This is a genomic window from Rhizobium sp. R634 (genome assembly GCF_002211305.1).
Classification (GTDB): Bacteria; Pseudomonadota; Alphaproteobacteria; order Rhizobiales; family Rhizobiaceae; genus Rhizobium.
Map to the genome: position 1 here is coordinate 61,221 of NZ_LOKW01000028.1, position 15,038 is coordinate 76,258.

General features: G+C 61.3%; 13 protein-coding genes. 3 read left to right on the plus strand and 10 right to left on the minus strand.

The features are described from left to right. Nucleotide 1 precedes the first annotated feature (1 nt). The 3 genes from ATY77_RS29625 to ATY77_RS29635 are packed head-to-tail and all read right to left on the minus strand — an operon-like array spanning nucleotide 2 to nucleotide 3,470. Nucleotides 2-919: an ABC transporter permease subunit gene (locus ATY77_RS29625; RefSeq protein WP_088690041.1), complete on the minus strand. Its 918-nt coding sequence runs from the start codon at nucleotides 917-919 to the stop codon at nucleotides 2-4. Continuing rightward, nucleotides 916-1,839 (minus strand): ABC transporter permease subunit, encoded by a 924-nt coding sequence (locus ATY77_RS29630; protein WP_088673012.1) that lies wholly within the window; start codon nucleotides 1,837-1,839, stop codon nucleotides 916-918. Before ATY77_RS29630 ends, ATY77_RS29625 begins: the two co-directional genes overlap by 4 nt. 50 nt (nucleotides 1,840-1,889) lie before the next feature. Further along, complete coding sequence (locus ATY77_RS29635; protein ID WP_088690042.1) at nucleotides 1,890-3,470, minus strand: peptide ABC transporter substrate-binding protein; 1,581 nt, start codon at nucleotides 3,468-3,470, stop codon at nucleotides 1,890-1,892. A gap of 284 nt (nucleotides 3,471-3,754) precedes the next feature. On the opposite strand from ATY77_RS29635, the gene ATY77_RS29640 reads away from it, so the two are divergent. Then, entirely contained in the window at nucleotides 3,755-5,401 is a 1,647-nt protein-coding gene (locus ATY77_RS29640) for an alpha-glucosidase family protein (protein ID WP_088690043.1), read from the plus strand. A gap of 115 nt (nucleotides 5,402-5,516) precedes the next feature. Continuing rightward, on the plus strand, nucleotides 5,517-5,807 hold the full coding sequence (locus tag ATY77_RS29645; protein WP_088673016.1) for an addiction module antidote protein: 291 nt from the start codon (nucleotides 5,517-5,519) through the stop codon (nucleotides 5,805-5,807). 49 nt (nucleotides 5,808-5,856) lie between these two features. On the opposite strand, the gene ade is transcribed toward ATY77_RS29645, so the two are convergent. Next, nucleotides 5,857-7,554, minus strand: coding sequence for an adenine deaminase (gene ade / locus ATY77_RS29650; RefSeq protein ID WP_088690236.1), 1,698 nt, complete (start codon nucleotides 7,552-7,554; stop codon nucleotides 5,857-5,859). A gap of 115 nt (nucleotides 7,555-7,669) precedes the next feature. Continuing rightward, entirely contained in the window at nucleotides 7,670-8,773 is a 1,104-nt protein-coding gene (locus ATY77_RS29655; RefSeq protein WP_088690044.1) for a branched-chain amino acid ABC transporter substrate-binding protein, read from the minus strand. Between the two features lie 460 nt (nucleotides 8,774-9,233). Between ATY77_RS29655 and ATY77_RS29660 the strand changes: the two genes are divergently transcribed. Further along, entirely contained in the window at nucleotides 9,234-10,148 is a 915-nt protein-coding gene (locus tag ATY77_RS29660) for an HD-GYP domain-containing protein (protein WP_088690045.1), read from the plus strand. A gap of 82 nt (nucleotides 10,149-10,230) precedes the next feature. Here the strand turns inward: ATY77_RS29660 and ATY77_RS29665 are convergent, their stop codons facing one another. The 5 genes from ATY77_RS29665 to choW all read right to left on the minus strand — a co-directional run bounded on the left by ATY77_RS29665 (nucleotide 10,231) and on the right by choW (nucleotide 15,014). Then, complete coding sequence (locus ATY77_RS29665) at nucleotides 10,231-11,556, minus strand: aspartate aminotransferase family protein (protein WP_088690046.1); 1,326 nt, start codon at nucleotides 11,554-11,556, stop codon at nucleotides 10,231-10,233. Between the two features lie 347 nt (nucleotides 11,557-11,903). After that, on the minus strand, nucleotides 11,904-12,221 hold the full coding sequence (locus ATY77_RS29670; RefSeq protein WP_088673021.1) for a metalloregulator ArsR/SmtB family transcription factor: 318 nt from the start codon (nucleotides 12,219-12,221) through the stop codon (nucleotides 11,904-11,906). Between the two features lie 117 nt (nucleotides 12,222-12,338). Further along, entirely contained in the window at nucleotides 12,339-13,088 is a 750-nt protein-coding gene (locus ATY77_RS29675) for a pyridoxamine 5'-phosphate oxidase family protein (protein WP_088690047.1), read from the minus strand. Nucleotides 13,089-13,119: 31 nt separating this feature from the next. Further along, the gene (gene choV / locus ATY77_RS29680; RefSeq protein ID WP_088690048.1) at nucleotides 13,120-14,172 is read right to left on the minus strand and encodes a choline ABC transporter ATP-binding protein; all 1,053 of its coding nucleotides are present in this window, start codon (nucleotides 14,170-14,172) and stop codon (nucleotides 13,120-13,122) included. Beyond that, nucleotides 14,169-15,014, minus strand: coding sequence for a choline ABC transporter permease subunit (gene choW, locus ATY77_RS29685; protein ID WP_088673024.1), 846 nt, complete (start codon nucleotides 15,012-15,014; stop codon nucleotides 14,169-14,171). The genes choV and choW overlap by 4 nt, the downstream gene beginning before the upstream one ends. Nucleotides 15,015-15,038: the final 24 nt, after the last annotated feature.

Genomic DNA, 15,038 nt, shown 5'->3' on the forward strand with positions numbered 1-15,038 from the left:
TCTATCGATCCTTCGGGTCGAACGCGTCGCGCAGGCCGTCGCCGATGAAGAGCAGGCTGAGCAGCAGCGCCACGAGAAAGCTGGCCGGGAAGATCAGCAGCCACGGCATGCTTTCCATGGCGTCGGTTCCTTCGGCGATCAGCGTGCCGAGCGAGGTCAGCGGTTCCTGCACGCCGAAGCCGAGATAGGAGAGGAAGCTCTCGGTGGCGATGATTTCAGGCACGGTCAGCGCTGCGAAGATCACCACCGGGCCGACGAGGTTCGGGATGATGTGCTTGACGATGATCTTGAACGGCCGCTGCCCGGAGGCTCGCGCCGCCTCGATGAATTCGCGGTGCTTGATCGACAGCGTCTGACCGCGCACGATGCGGGCCATGGTCAGCCATTCCAGTGCGCCGATCGCGGCAAAGAGCAGGTAGACGTTGCGGCCGAAGATCACCATCAAGAGGATGACGAAGAGGATATAGGGAAGCGCATACATGATATCGACGAAGCGCATCATGATCGCATCCAGCCTGCCGCCGATATAGCCCGATACCGCGCCATAAAGCACGCCTATGACGACCGAGACGATGGTCGCCGTCAGCGCCACGGCCAGCGAGACGCGGGTGCCGTAGAGGACGCGGGCGAGAAGGTCACGGCCGTTCGGGTCGGTGCCGAAATAATGGCCGGTTTCGATCGAGGGCGGGATGCGGAAAGCCGCCCAATCCGGGTCCTCGTAGTTGAAGGGAATGAACCACGGGCCGAGAAAGGCGGCGAGGATCAAGAGGCCCAGGACGGCGATCGAGAGCACGGCCGCCTTGTTGCGCCCGAGGCGGCGCAGCGCATCCTTGGTGAGCGAACGGCCTTCGGGCGCCAACCCTTCGGCCTCCAGGAGTTCTTGGGCAAGCAGCTCGCGTTTTGCGGGGTTGAGGATCATCGGTTTCTCACTTTCGGATCGAGCCAGGCATAGGCGATGTCGACGAGAAGGTTCAGGAACACGATCAGCACCATGTAGAAAATGACCGTGCCGAGAACCATGCCGTAATCGCGGTTCAGGGCTGCGTTGACGAAATAGCGGCCGATGCCGGGCAATCCGAAGATGCTTTCGACGACCAGCGAGCCGGTGAGAAGGTAGCTTGCCGCCGGCCCCAGATAGGAAACGACGGGCATCATTGCCGGTTTCAGCGCATGGCGCATGACGGTCAGCCGCGGGCCGATGCCCTTGGCCTTGGCGGTGCGGATGAAGTTCTGGTTCATCACCTCGATCATCGAACCGCGGGTGATGCGCGAGATGCGGCCTGCATGCGGCAGGGCCAGGACGACGATCGGCAGGATCAGGTATTTGATCGAGCCGTCACCCCAGCCGCCGACCGGAAACCAGGCGAGGTGAATGCCGAAGATGAGCTGCAGGATCGGCGCGATCAGGAAGTTCGGCAGCACGACGCCGACCAGGATGAGCGTGCCGAGAATGTAATCCGGCGCCTTGTTCTGGTAGAGCGCCCCGAGACAGCCGACAGTCACGCCGACGATGATGGCAATCAGGAAGGCAGCCGTGCCGATGGTGAAGGTATAGGGCAGGCCGATCATGATCTGCTGGGCGACGGTGAAATCCTCGCTGGCGAAGGAGGGGCCGAGATCGCCCCGCAGCAGGTCGCCGACATAGATCAGGTACTGCTGGATCAGCGGCTTATCGAGATTGTAGTGGACCGCAAGGTTCTTCAGGATCACCGGCGGCAATGGCCTTTCGCCATCGAACGGGCCGCCGGGGGCAAGGCGCAAAACAAAAAAGCAGGCTGTGACGGCGATCCACAGAACGGGGATCGTCGATAGCAATCGACGGAGGGCGTATTTGATCATGGTCGTGGGCCGGTCCTTCCCGCGTGGGGCGCGGGAAGGACCGTTTTCCCTTACTCTTTCATCGACAGCCAGCGGGTGCGGTGGATGTCCTGGATGTTGTCGACGAAGCCTTCGATCTTCGGCGAGACAACGTTCTTCGAGACATAGTAGTAGATCGGCAGGGCCGCGGATTCATCAAGCGCCAGCTGCTCGGCCTTCTTGAAGATTTCGGCGCGCTTGGTCAGATCCGTCTGAGCGTTGCCGTCCTTGATCAGCTTGTCATATTCAGGATTGGACCAGCGTCCGTAATTCATCTGCACGCCTGTCACCAGGAGGTTCAGGAAATTGTCCGGATCGTTGTAGTCGGCGAGCCAGCCGGCACGGCCGATCTCCACCTGGCCGCGCTGCATCTGGTCGTAATGCACCTTGGTTTCGGCGTTGACGAGCTCGACGTTGACGCCAAGCGGCTTCCACATGGAAGCGATCGCCACGGCGATGCGCTTGTGGTTGTCGTTGGTGTTGTAGCTGAGGACCGCATGGAGCGGCTTGTCGGGGCCGAAGCCGGCCTCGGTGAGCAGTTTCTTGGCTTCGGCGACCTTCTCGTTATAGGGCAGGTCCTTCCAGCTGACATAGGCCGGCTCGCCATAATTCGCCGTGCCCGGCGGGACCCAGGAATAGGCCGGCAATTCGCCGGTGCCGAGGATCTGCGGGCCGATCACTTCGCGGTTGATCGCCATGGACAGCGCCTGGCGGACGCGCTTGTCGCTGAACGGCGGCTTCTGCGAGTTGACGACGTAATAATAGAGGCCGGAGAAGGGGGCGACATGCGCCTGACCCGGCAGGTTCTTCTTCATCCACTCGTACTGGTCGGTCGGGAAATCGGTGAGAATGTCGAATTCGCCGGCACGGTAACGTTTCAGTGCCGCTTCCTGATCCTCGAGGACGAAGAACTTGGCGCCGTCGATCTTCAGGTCCTTGGTGCCGTACCACTGGTCGTTCTTGACTGTCGTCACATGCGAGCCCGGAACCCATTCGGTCGGCTTATAGGGGCCGTTGGTGACGATGTTGCCGATCTTGACCCAATCCTGGCCCTTCGCCTCGACGACATGCTTCGGCAGCGGATAGGCCGTGTAGTGCATCAGAGCGTTGATGAAATAGGGGGTCGGATTTTCCAGGGTGATTTCGAGCGTCTTGTCGTCGATCGCCTTGACGCCGAGCTGGTTGAGATCGGTGATCTCACCCTTGTTGATCTTTTCGGCGTTCTTGATGGTGAACTGCAGGTAGGCGTAGTCGGCGGCGTTCTTCGGGTCGACGAGGCGCTGGAAGGCGAAGACGAAGTCTCCTGCCGTTACCGGCTGGCCATCGGACCACTTGATGCCGTCGCGAAGTTTGAAGGTGTAGACCTTGCCATCCGGCGAAATGGTCCAGCTTTCAGCCTGGCCGGGAATTGGATTGTCCTTGGCATCCTCGGTGACGAGGCCTTCGAAGATGTCGCCGGCGATACGATTCTCCCAGTCGCCGGACAGTTTCTGCGGATCGAGCGACTGCGGGTCGCCACCATTGTGAATATTGATCGTCGCCGCGTGGGCGGAAAACGCCAGCAATGTGCCAAGCATTGCGGAGGCGAGAAATTTTTTCGAGAATTGGTTCATGGTGGGTCCACCTTTCTAGGCTTTGCGCCTTTATTAGACATTTGTTCCCGATATTTGACCTTTTACGTGCAGGTCAGCGCGCACCTTATCGCAAAGCCTTTGCGTTGCAACCCCAAATCCGGAGGCTGGTTTTGGGTTGTGCACAAGCCTATATACGTCTCCCCCTTGCCGGATCGCGACGAAGCGTCGCGGCGGTTTCAGCGCAGGCATGGCGGCTTCATATGGTTGTCTTTTGTTTCGTCCGCTTTAGTGTGGCGGGCACGAACAGGCAGGAGATGTGGCCGATGGCATTGCAGGCAGGCGGGAGTGCGGACTGGTGGCGCGGCGCGGTGATCTATCAGGTCTATCCGCGCTCGTTTCAGGACACGAACAGCGACGGGCTCGGCGATCTCAAGGGTATCACCCGCCGGCTGCCGCATATCGCCAGCCTCCGCGTCGACGCGATCTGGCTCTCGCCCTTCTTCAAGTCGCCGATGGCCGACATGGGCTATGACGTTTCCGATTATTGCGATGTCGACCCGATTTTCGGGACGCTTGCCGATTTTGACGAGATGATGGCCGAGGCGCACAGGCTCGGCATCAAGGTCGTCATCGATCAGGTGATCTCGCATACGTCGGACCGGCATCCCTGGTTCGTCGAAAGCCGGGCGAGCCGGACCAATCCGAAGGCGGACTGGTATGTCTGGGCCGATCCGAAGCCCGACGGCACGGCCCCGAACAACTGGCTGTCGATCTTCGGCGGGCCGGGCTGGGAGTGGGACGGCGTGCGCCGGCAATATTACCAACACAACTTCCTGACCTCGCAGCCTGACCTCAATTTCCATTGCGAAGAAGTGCAGGATGCGGTACTGGAAACGGTGAAATTCTGGCTCGACCGCGGCGTCGATGGGTTCCGGCTGGATACGGTCAACTACTATTTCTGCGACAAGCAGCTCAGAAGCAATCCGCCGCACGAGCCCGACGAGGATGATGCAGGCCTCGACGCGCCAGACAGCAATCCCTACGGCATGCAGAACCATCTCTACGACAAGACGCAGCCGGAAAATGTCGATTTCCTCAAGCGCTTCCGGGCGCTGCTCGACCAGTACGAGGATCGCACGACGGTCGGCGAGGTCGGCGACGGGGCGCGTTCGCTAAAGACGGTAGGCGCCTATACGAGCGGCGGCGACAAGCTGCACATGTGCTACACATTCGACCTGCTCGGACCGGAGTTCACCGCCGAACATATTCGCGGCTGCGTCGAGGCTTTCCAGAAGGCGGTGACCGACGGTTGGGTCTGCTGGGCCTTCTCCAATCACGACGTCATGCGCCATGTCAGCCGCTTTGCGCTGACGGAGGAGGAGCGGCCGGTCATCGCCAAGCTCGCGATCTCCGTGCTTGCGGCGCTGCGCGGTTCGATCTGCCTCTACCAGGGCGAGGAACTTGGCCTGCCGGAGGCGGAGCTTGCCTTCGAGGATCTGCGCGACCCCTACGGCATCCGCTTCTGGCCGGCCTTCAAGGGCCGCGACGGATGCCGCACGCCGATGCCCTGGGAGGCGGGCAAGGCGCATGCCGGCTTCACCTCGGCCGAGAAGAGCTGGCTGCCGGTGCCCTATGAGCAGGCAGCGCTTTCCGTCGATACGCAGGAGGAGAGCGACGGCTCGGTGCTGCACCACTACCGACGAACGCTCGCCTTCCGGAAAAGCCATCCGGCGCTTGTTGACGGCGAGATGACCTTCATCGGCACCAACCAGGATCTGCTCGCCTTCACCCGCGAAAAGGATGGTGAAAAACTGCTCTTTGTTTTCAACCTGGCCCGTAAACCGGCGGAATTCCGCCTGCCTGAGGGCATGGTGCTCAGGCAATCGCTGGAGATGCCGGGCTTCGAAGCGATGGTCGGCGCGGGCTCGGTGAAGCTGGCGGCGCTGGATGGATTCTGTGCGCGGATTTGACATCCCCGCAAGCGGGGAGAGACCACCATTGTGCTTCTCTGCGGAGGCGACAAGAGCACGCAGGAAACCGATATAAGAATGGCAAAGAGAATTGCCATGGAATGGAGCGACGATAGTGGCTGAAGAGATCTTCGACTTCGATCCGGCTGAGTTGCTTGACACCGACGAGGCTATCGAAACCTTTATTACCGAAGCACTGCAGACTGGTGATGCGAAATTCATCGCATCGGCTCTTGGCGTCGTTGCGCGCGCCAAGGGCATGAGCAAAATTGCCAGGGAAACCGGCCTTGCGCGCGAACATCTCTACAAGGCGCTCAGCGAGAACGGAAATCCCACGCTTGAAACCACGCTGGCGGTCATGAAAGCGATCGGGCTTGAGCTGACGACGCGGCATCACGCTGTTTGAGATTTGATATAGCTGCTTTCACGAAAATCTCGCGGCCCTATTGGTTGCGTCACCCGATCAGCGCGAACTTGTCGACGTCGACCATCCCCTTGTCCGAGATCTTCAGGTGCGGGATAACAGGCAGCGGCAGGAAAGCCAATTGGAGGAAGGGTTCTTCCAGGGTGGCGCCGAGCGCGAAGGCGGCCTTGCGCAGATGGTGCAGCGTGTCGCGGACCTTTTCGTAGGGCTCGAGGCTCATCAGGCCGGCGACTGGCAGGGCGATTTCGCCGGTGACCTTTCCATTCTCCACCACGACGAAGCCGCCCTTGATTTCGCCGAGGCGGTTTGCGGCGCGGGCCATGTCGTCCTCGTCGACGCCGACGACGCAGATATTGTGGCTGTCATGGCCGACGGTGGAGGCGATCGCGCCCTTTTTCAGGCCGAAGCCCTGGACGAAGCCGTTAGCGTGGTTGCCGTTCTTGCCGTGGCGCTCGATGACGGCGACCTTGATGATGTCGTTGGAAAGATCGACCGTCGTCTCATTGCCTTTGACGGGCAGGCGGTAGCGGCGATGCTCGGTGATGATCTTGCCCGGCATGACGCCGATGACCGATGTTTCGCCCTCTCTGGCCGGCACACCGAAATGGGCAGCGTTGACCGGCCGGGCCTTGACGCTGTTGAGGCCGATCGGGGCGACCGGTTTGCGCGTCGAAAAGAGCGCGTCGGTAACGCGGCGGCCGGCGGAGAAGACCATGCCGGCGCGGCAGTTTTCCAGACTGTCGAGAACCACGAGATCAGCGCGCCAGCCCGGAGCCACCAGACCGCGGTCCCTGAGACCGAAGGCGCGGGCGGCCGAGATCGAGGCGGCGCGGTAGATCGCCAGAGGTTCCACGCCGTTGGCGATCGCCGTGCGGATCATATGGTCGAGATGGCCCTGTTCGGCGATATCGAGCGGATTGCGGTCGTCGGTGCAGAGCGCGAGATAGGGTGAAAGCCGCTCGGTGATGATCGGGATCAGCGCAGCAAGATCCTTCGACACGGAGCCTTCGCGCACGAGGATATGCATGCCCTTGCGGATCTTTTCCATCGCTTCGGCGGCACTCGTGCATTCGTGTTCGGTGCGGATGCCCGTTGCGAGGTAACCGTTGAGGTCGTTGCCGGATAAAAGCGGCGCGTGGCCGTCGATATGGCCGCCCTGGAAGGCGTCGAGCTTCGCCATACAGACGGGATCCTTGTGGATCACGCCGGGGAAATTCATGAACTCGGCAAGGCCGATGACCTTCGGATGATCGCGGAAGGGCAGGAGACGCTCGATCGGCAGGTCGGCGCCCGCGGTTTCGAGATGGGTTGCCGGAACGCAGGAGGAGAGCTGGACGCGGATGTCCATAATCGTTTCCAGCGCGGAAGCGAGGAAGAATTCGATACCTTCCTTGCCAAGCACATTGGCGATTTCGTGCGGATCGCAGATCGCGGTGGTGACGCCGTAGGGCAGGACGCAGCGGTCGAATTCATGCGGCGTGACGAGCGAGGATTCGATGTGCAGATGCGTGTCGATGAAGCCGGGGACGACTATTCTGCCCGAAATGTCGATCTCGGTCTCGCCCTCATAATCGCCCGACGTGCCGACGATGTGGTCGGCGCCGATGGCGATGTCGGAGCGTACGAGCTCACCGGTGACGAGATCGAAGAAGCTGCCGCCCTTCAGCACGATATCGGCGGGGATACGGCCCACACCCTGGTCTATGAGACGTTCGAGTTTGCTGGTCATGGCTTCGCTCACATTGCAACCGATTCCGACGTTATAGCCGATCTCAGGCGACATGCGATGCCCACAAACGAAACCGGGCGCCTTAGGGCGCCCGATCACTGTTTTGCGTCGTAGCTTACTCGGCGGCGACGATCTTGCCGCCTTCCCACTTGTAGAGCGAGAAGCTCTGCGAGGTGAGGTCGCCGGTTTCGCCGTAGGTGAGCTTGCCGATGGCGGTCGGGATTTCCATGCCGCCCTTCAGCGCGGCTGCGACGGCTTCGGCATCCTCGGCGCTGCCTGCCTTCTCGATGCCGGCCTTCAGCACTTCGACGGCGGCATAGGCGTTCAGCGTGAAGGCCTCGGCCGGAATGTTCTTGGCGGTGAGCGCATCGGCAGCCGTCTTGGAGTCCGGGCTCTTGGTGGCGTCGGACGCGTTGGTGAACAGCGTGCCTGCTGCGGCATCCGTGCCGATCGCCCAGAATTCGGTGTTGGAGAGGCCGTCGCCGCCGATGATCATGGCGTTGGCGGCGAGGTCATGCAGCTGGCGGGCGAGCAGGCCGCCTTCCGGGTGATAGCCGCCGAAATAGACGATATCGACCTTTTCGGACTTGATGCGGGTGGTCAGCGCGCTGAAGTCCTTGTCGCCGGGCGTGATCGCGTCATTGACGACTTCGGTGATGCCGCCGGCGTTCAGCGTCGCCTTGAAGGCATCGGCGAGGCCTTTGCCGTAGGCGCCCTTGTCGTTGACGATGGCGATGCGCTTGTCCTTGAAGTTCTGCAGCACGTATTTGGCGGCGACTTCGGCCTGCTGGTCGTCGCGGCCGCAGGTGCGCAGCACGTTGGTGAGGCCGCGCTTGGTGAGGTCGGGGGCGGTCGCCGTCGGGGTGACCATCAGCACGCCGTTCTCAGCCAGAACGTCCGAAACGGGGATCGCAACGCCCGAAGTTACCGGGCCGACGACGAAGCGGATGCCGTCGCCGACAACCTTGTTGGCGGCGGAAACGCCCTGTTTCGGTTCGCCGGCATCGTCGGCCAGTTCGAGGACGACCTTCTCGCCGAGAATGCCGCCCTTCTTGTTGATTTCGTCGACGGCGGTCTGGGCGCCGTTCTTTACCTGGTCGCCATAGGCGGCGACGGGGCCGGTCAGCGGCGCGATTAGGCCGATGGTGATGTCGGCATGGGCGAGCGGCGCAAAGGCAAGCGACGCGACCAGGGTCGCCGTCAATGTCTTGAGGGTCATTGTCTGTCTCCTTGGATGGGGTCGTGGACCCACGATGATGTGCCGCGCCGGCTTTTTCGATCATTCAACGGCCTTCCGGGCCGTGCCAAGGACGATCGATAGCGGCGCGATCAGCGAACCTGCCGGCCATGTTTGACTCGGGAAGGCTCATGGCAAGATTTCTAGAAATTTTGGTGTGATTGCGCAAGTTCATAACAAAATAGAACGAAAATCTGGCCGATCTGGTCTGAAAATCGCAGCCGAGGGTCATTTTTCTTCTGGATTTCGCCTTTTTTCAAAAGGGAGGCCCTGCGAGTGCCCTCGTCAGGGCGGAAGGCCAAGGGCATGCGGCTGTCTTTATCTTTCCCATTAACCGTTAATTTGGCCGGCGGCAGTAGTATCGCGCGATATCCAAATGCCGCAGCAATGAAAAAGAGAATCTTAAAAAAATCACATAGACATATCGGGAATAGAGATCTGGATGCTCAAGCGTATCGACGCCAGCCAGGTGCGCATCGGAATGTTTGTTGAAGCCATCGAGGGCCTGTGGCAGGACCCTCTCTTGTCCCGGCGCAGATTTTCCCTGCGACGCGAGACCGATGCGGCAAAAATTCGCAAATGCGGCACAGCCAGTGTGGTCATCAACACCAGCAAGGGTGTCGATACCGACGGCCTGCCGGGGCGTGACACCGAGATCGATATCAAGGCCGCGCTCGAGACGGTCCATAAATCCGTGCAGATACTGGAAGAGGTTTTCGGGAAGCTGCGGAATGGCGAGGGGATCAGCGCCGATCATGTGGCGCCGGTAATTTCCTCCGTCTCCAAGTCGATGGAGGAGAACCCTTCGGTTTTCTTGAGCGTCACGCGCCTGAAATCAAAGGACGAAGTGACATTTCTGCATTCCATCTCGGTGAGCGCGCTGATGATCCTCTTCGGCCGCCATCTCGCTCTCGACGAGGAGACGGTGCAGATGCTCGGCACCGCCGGGTTGCTGCACGACGTCGGCAAGCTCGAAATTCCGCTTGAGGTGCTCAACAAGGAAGGGCGGCTGGAGCAGGATGAGATCACGCTGATCCGGGGGCATCCGGAGAAGGGACACGCATTCCTGTCGCGGCAGGAGGGCATGTCGCAGATCGTTCTCGATGTCTGCCTCAATCATCACGAGCGCATGGACGGCAAGGGCTATCCGCGCAGGCTGCCCGGCAGCAAGGTGAGCCTTCACACGCGCATTGCGACGATCTGCGACGTCTATGACGCCCTGACCTCGGTGCGGCCTTACAAGGCGCGGTGGAGCGCGAACGATGCGCTGAAATGGATGCTCGGCAATGAAGGCCATTTCGACCGCCGGCTGCTGAAAAAATTCGCTCTGTGCCTTTCCGTCGCCGCCGTGAGCTGAGGTTTCCCGGTTTCGGAAGGAAAAAGCCCGCGGGGATCTCGTCCGCCGCGGGCCATGGTGTCGGAAGCCGTCGGAAGATGCTTCAGATGTTGTTCTGCAGGATGGTCCTGAGCTTGCCGAAAAGCTCGTCGATATGCTGCTTCTCGATGATCAGCGGCGGGGAAAGCGCGATGATATCGCCGGTGGTGCGGATCAGGAGGCCGCTTTCATAGGCCTTCAGGAAAGCGGTGAAGGCGCGCTTGGTCGGCTCGCCGGCGATCGGGTCGAGCTCGATCGCGCCGATCAGGCCGGTGTTCCTGATATCGATGACGTTGGGGCAGTCCTTGAGCGAATGCAGCGCGTCGGCCCAATAGTCGGAGAGTTCGGCGGCGCGGGTGAGCAGGCCTTCCTCCTTATAGGTGTCGAGCGTGGCAAGGGCGGCGGCAGACGCGATCGGGTTGCCGGAATAGGTATAGCCGTGGAAGAACTCGATCATGTGCTCCGGACCGTTCATGAAGGCGTCATGGATCTCGGAGGTGACGAAGACTGCGCCCATCGGGATGACACCGTTGGTCAGTCCCTTGGCGGCGGTGATCATGTCGGGCTTGACGTCGTAATATTGCGCGGCGAAGGGGGCGCCGAGACGGCCGAAGCCGGTGATGACCTCGTCGAAGATCAGCAGGATGCCGTGCTTGGTGCAGATCTCGCGCAGCTTCTGCAGGTAGCCCTTCGGCGGGATCAAAACGCCGGTGGAGCCGGCCACCGGCTCGACGATCACGGCGGCGACGGTGGAGGCGTCATGCAGCGTGACGATCCGCTCCAGTTCGGTGGCGATATCGCCGCCATGTTCGGGTTCGCCGCGGGTGAAGTTGTTCTTGCCGGGCTGGTGGGTGTGCGGCATGTGATCGACGCCGGTCAGAAGCGTGCCGAACATCTTGCGATTGGTGACGATGCCGCCGACGGAGATACCGCCGAAATTGACGCCGTGATAGCCGCGCTCGCGGCCGATCAGGCGGAAGCGCGAACCATTGCCCTTCACGCGGTGATAGGCGAGCGCCACCTTGAGCGCCGTCTCGACGGATTCGGAGCCGGAATTGGTGTAGAGAACGTGGTTCAGGCCTTCCGGGGCGATGTCGACTAGGCGGTTCGCCAGTTCGAAGGCTTTGGGGTGGCCGAGTTGGAAGGCCGGCGCATAATCGAGCTCGCCGGCCTGCTCGCGGATCGCCTCGGTGATCTTCGGGCGGCAGTGGCCGGCATTGACGCACCAGAGGCCCGCCGTGCCGTCGAGCACCTGCCGGCCGTCATGGGTGGTGTAATACATGTCCTTGGCGCCGACGAACAAACGCGGCTCCTTCTTGAACTGGCGATTTGCCGTAAACGGCATCCAGAAGGCGCGAAGATCGTTCGGTGCGTTGAGGCGATTGGACATGCTGTTCTCCTGGCCGCTGGCGGCCCGTTCCCGGGGCTCTACGCCCATATTTTTACTGTCCGGTCAAATTATCAAGGCTTGTCGACGCGTCAACGAGAAAAGTCCCGACGGTCCCCCTGGGACCGGCAGATCGAGGCGCGTCTCACGATCCTTCACCTTCGCCGGCAGGAAAAGCGATGGCCTATCTCGGAGGTGACAGGCGCGCCTGAAAAGGCACGACCGGCAAATCGCGAGGATCTGCCGGTCGTGCCATTAAGGTTCTGGTGCTGAAATATCGTTGCCGCGCCTCCGGGAACATCCCCTTACGGACACGATATCTGCCGACACTCATGTCAGCGCTATCATCATCAGGCTGCGGATCGATTCCTGCTCTGAACGAGGTAGATGTCTTCGAGCGTCGCCAGGATCTTCATGACGGGCTCGGAGGTGCTGGAATAATAGATGGTCTGTGCGTCGCGGCGTGTCTTGACCAGCTTCTGCGCACGCAGTTTCGAAAGGTGCTGGGAGAGAGCCGACTGGCTGAGGCCGACCTGCGTTGCGAGCACGCCGACGGCGACTTCGCCTTTTACAAGGCTGCACAGGATCAGCAATCGCTTCGGGTTGGCCATGGCCGACAATAAAGCTGCCGCCACATTTGTGTGGTCGGCCAAATCAGAGGTTTCCATATTGTTATCTTCCTAATGCGAAACGTACGTCATCCGTGTTGGCACAGGCCGCCCAGACGGAATACGACTAGGCGGCGAAAACTAGCAATTAGGCTCGAAGATTGTATATACCTAAATTTAAGGTATCGAGTATGCTATTTTAGATATGTTTGAACAAATGTGATCGGAATCCACAGCCAGGGTTTCGAATTCATATCGCAGCAAAAAGTCACCCGAAATCATGTCGAAGCCTGCGGGATCGATACCGCAAATGCGCCAGGAGCCCGATTCTGGCGCCTTCAACCGTGTTGCGAGGGTTTCCGCTATATCGGGGTGTCGCGCTATTAAATCTTGCACTGTTTCATCAGCTTTGGCGGCAACCTCTTCATTGGCCGCCGACTGGATGACGAGATCGCGCCCCGCGAGCAGGTAGGCGCGGCCGAAGCCGCCATTGAGGCTGGCCTGTTCCGGTTTGAGACGAAAGAAGAGAAAATCCGGGAAGTCAATATAGAGTTTTGCCTTGGCATGGCGGTCGAGGAAGCGCGTGCGGATGCGCTCGTGGATCGCGCTGCCGCTCTCGACTGGTTCTGCCAGGCACTGGGTCGTCAGACGGGCGTAAGCAAGCGGATCGCCCTTGCCCGGCTCGCCGGTGAGCAGCGATGCGCGCGGGTCGCTCGCGAGCGCCTTCGTGTGGGCCGACAGCCGGGAAACGAGAATGACCGGCGTGCCGTCGATATCGGTGGCGAGGAGGACGCGGCTGGCGAAGGGAAAGCCGCTCTCGGGGTCGAGAACGGCAATCGCGGCATAGCGGGCGGAGCGCAGCAACACGCGGGCGAGCTTGCGCGCCTCGTCATCGGTTTCGCGTATAGGCGAGGGCTGATCTTTCATATCCGCTTTGTGGCAAAGCGGATTGAAAACATCAAGCGTCCTCCTTGCGGCGATGGCGGGTGAGGCCGGCGACGATATCCTGGGCCGTGATGGTGCCGATAACCGTACCGTTTTCCACGATGCCGATGCTGCCCGGCTGGCGGGCGAGCACGTCGAGGATATCGACGAGCGGGGTCGCGGCGCGGGCCGTGGCGCTGACGCTCATGCCGGCGGCCGTCTGGCCGAGGCCGGGCTGCATGACGTCGGCGGCGGTCAGCATGTTGATCGGATTGAGGTTCTGCACGAAATCGGCGACATACTGGTCGGCGGGGTTCTTGACGATGTCATGCGGCGTTCCGCACTGAATGATGCGTCCGCCCTCCATGATGGCGATGCGGTTGCCGATGCGGAAGGCCTCGTCGAGATCGTGGCTGACGAAGAGAATGGTCTTCTTCAGCCGCCGCTGGAACTCCAGCAGTTCGTCCTGCAGGCGGGTGCGGATCAGCGGATCGAGAGCCGAGAACGGTTCGTCCATCAGCAAGATCGGCGCGCCGGTGGCAAAGGCGCGGGCGAGGCCGACACGCTGCTGCATGCCGCCTGATAGTTCGTTGACCTTGCGGTCCGCCCACTTCGTCAGGTTGACGAGTTCGAGCTGCTCGCCGACGCGCTGCTTGCGTTCGGCCTCCGGCATGCCGGCAAGTTCGAGACCGAAGCCGACATTCTCGGCGACGGTGCGCCAGGGCAGGAGCGCGAACTGCTGGAACACCATGGAGACGGTGTGGGTGCGCAGGCCGCGCAGGGTCTTCGCATTGCATTTGTAGGGGTTGACGGGGCCGGTGACGGTCGAGACCGAAACGTCGCCGCGCACCACGGGCGCAAGCCCGTTGACGGCGCGCAGCAGCGTCGACTTGCCGGAGCCGGAGAGGCCCATCAGCACGAGGATCTCGCCTTCCTCGATGCTCAGCGAGGCATTGGCGACGCCGAGCACGAGGCCGGTTGCGGCGCCGATCTCATCGCGCGTTTTGCCCTGATCGGCCATTGCGAGGGCCGTTTCCGGCCGGTCGCCGAAGATGATGCTGACATCCTTGAAGCTTACCGCGGTCATGCGCCGTCTCCTTCATCCGCCGTGCGGAACATGCGGTCGAGAATGATCGCCAGGATGACGATACAGAGACCAGCTTCGAAGCCCTTGGCGACATTGACGGTGTTCAGTGCGCGCACCACAGGCACGCCGAGACCGTCGGCGCCGACGAGAGCCGCAATAACCACCATCGACAGCGACAGCATGATGGTTTGGGTGAGGCCCGCCATGATCTGCGGCGCGGCGAAGGGAAGCTCGACCTTGCGCAGCACCTGCATCGGCCGGGCGCCGAAGGCGACAGCCGCTTCGACGAGCGACGGCGGCGTCGAGATGATGCCGAGGCGCGTCAGCCGGATGGGGGCGGGGATCGCGAAGATGACGGTCGCGATAAGGCCCGGCACCATGCCGAGGCCAAACAGGATCAGCGCCGGGATCAGATAGACGAATGTCGGGATCGTCTGCATCAGATCGAGTGCGGGACGCATGGCGGCATAGATCCAGGCGCGGCGGGCAGCCGCGATGCCGAGCGGAATGCCGATCACCATGCTGACGAAGGTGGAGGCGAGCACGAGCGCAAGCGTCTCCGTCGTTTCCTTCCAGTAGCCCTGGTTCATGATCAGCAGCAGCCCAAGACAGGTGAAGAGGGTGACCGCGATCGACCGGCGCAGCCAGAAGGCGATGGCCGTGATGATGGCAATGACAATTAGCGGGTGGGGCGTCTGCAACACGAAGAGCAGGCCGTCGATGACGTGCGACAGCAGCGAGGCGAGTTGGTCGAAGAACCATGCGCCATTCGAGGTCAGCCAGTCCACGAAGGCTTTGGCCCATGAGCCGATGGGAATTTTAAAGTCGGTGATCCAATTCAAGGGGCGCGCCTATCCAGAAAAAAT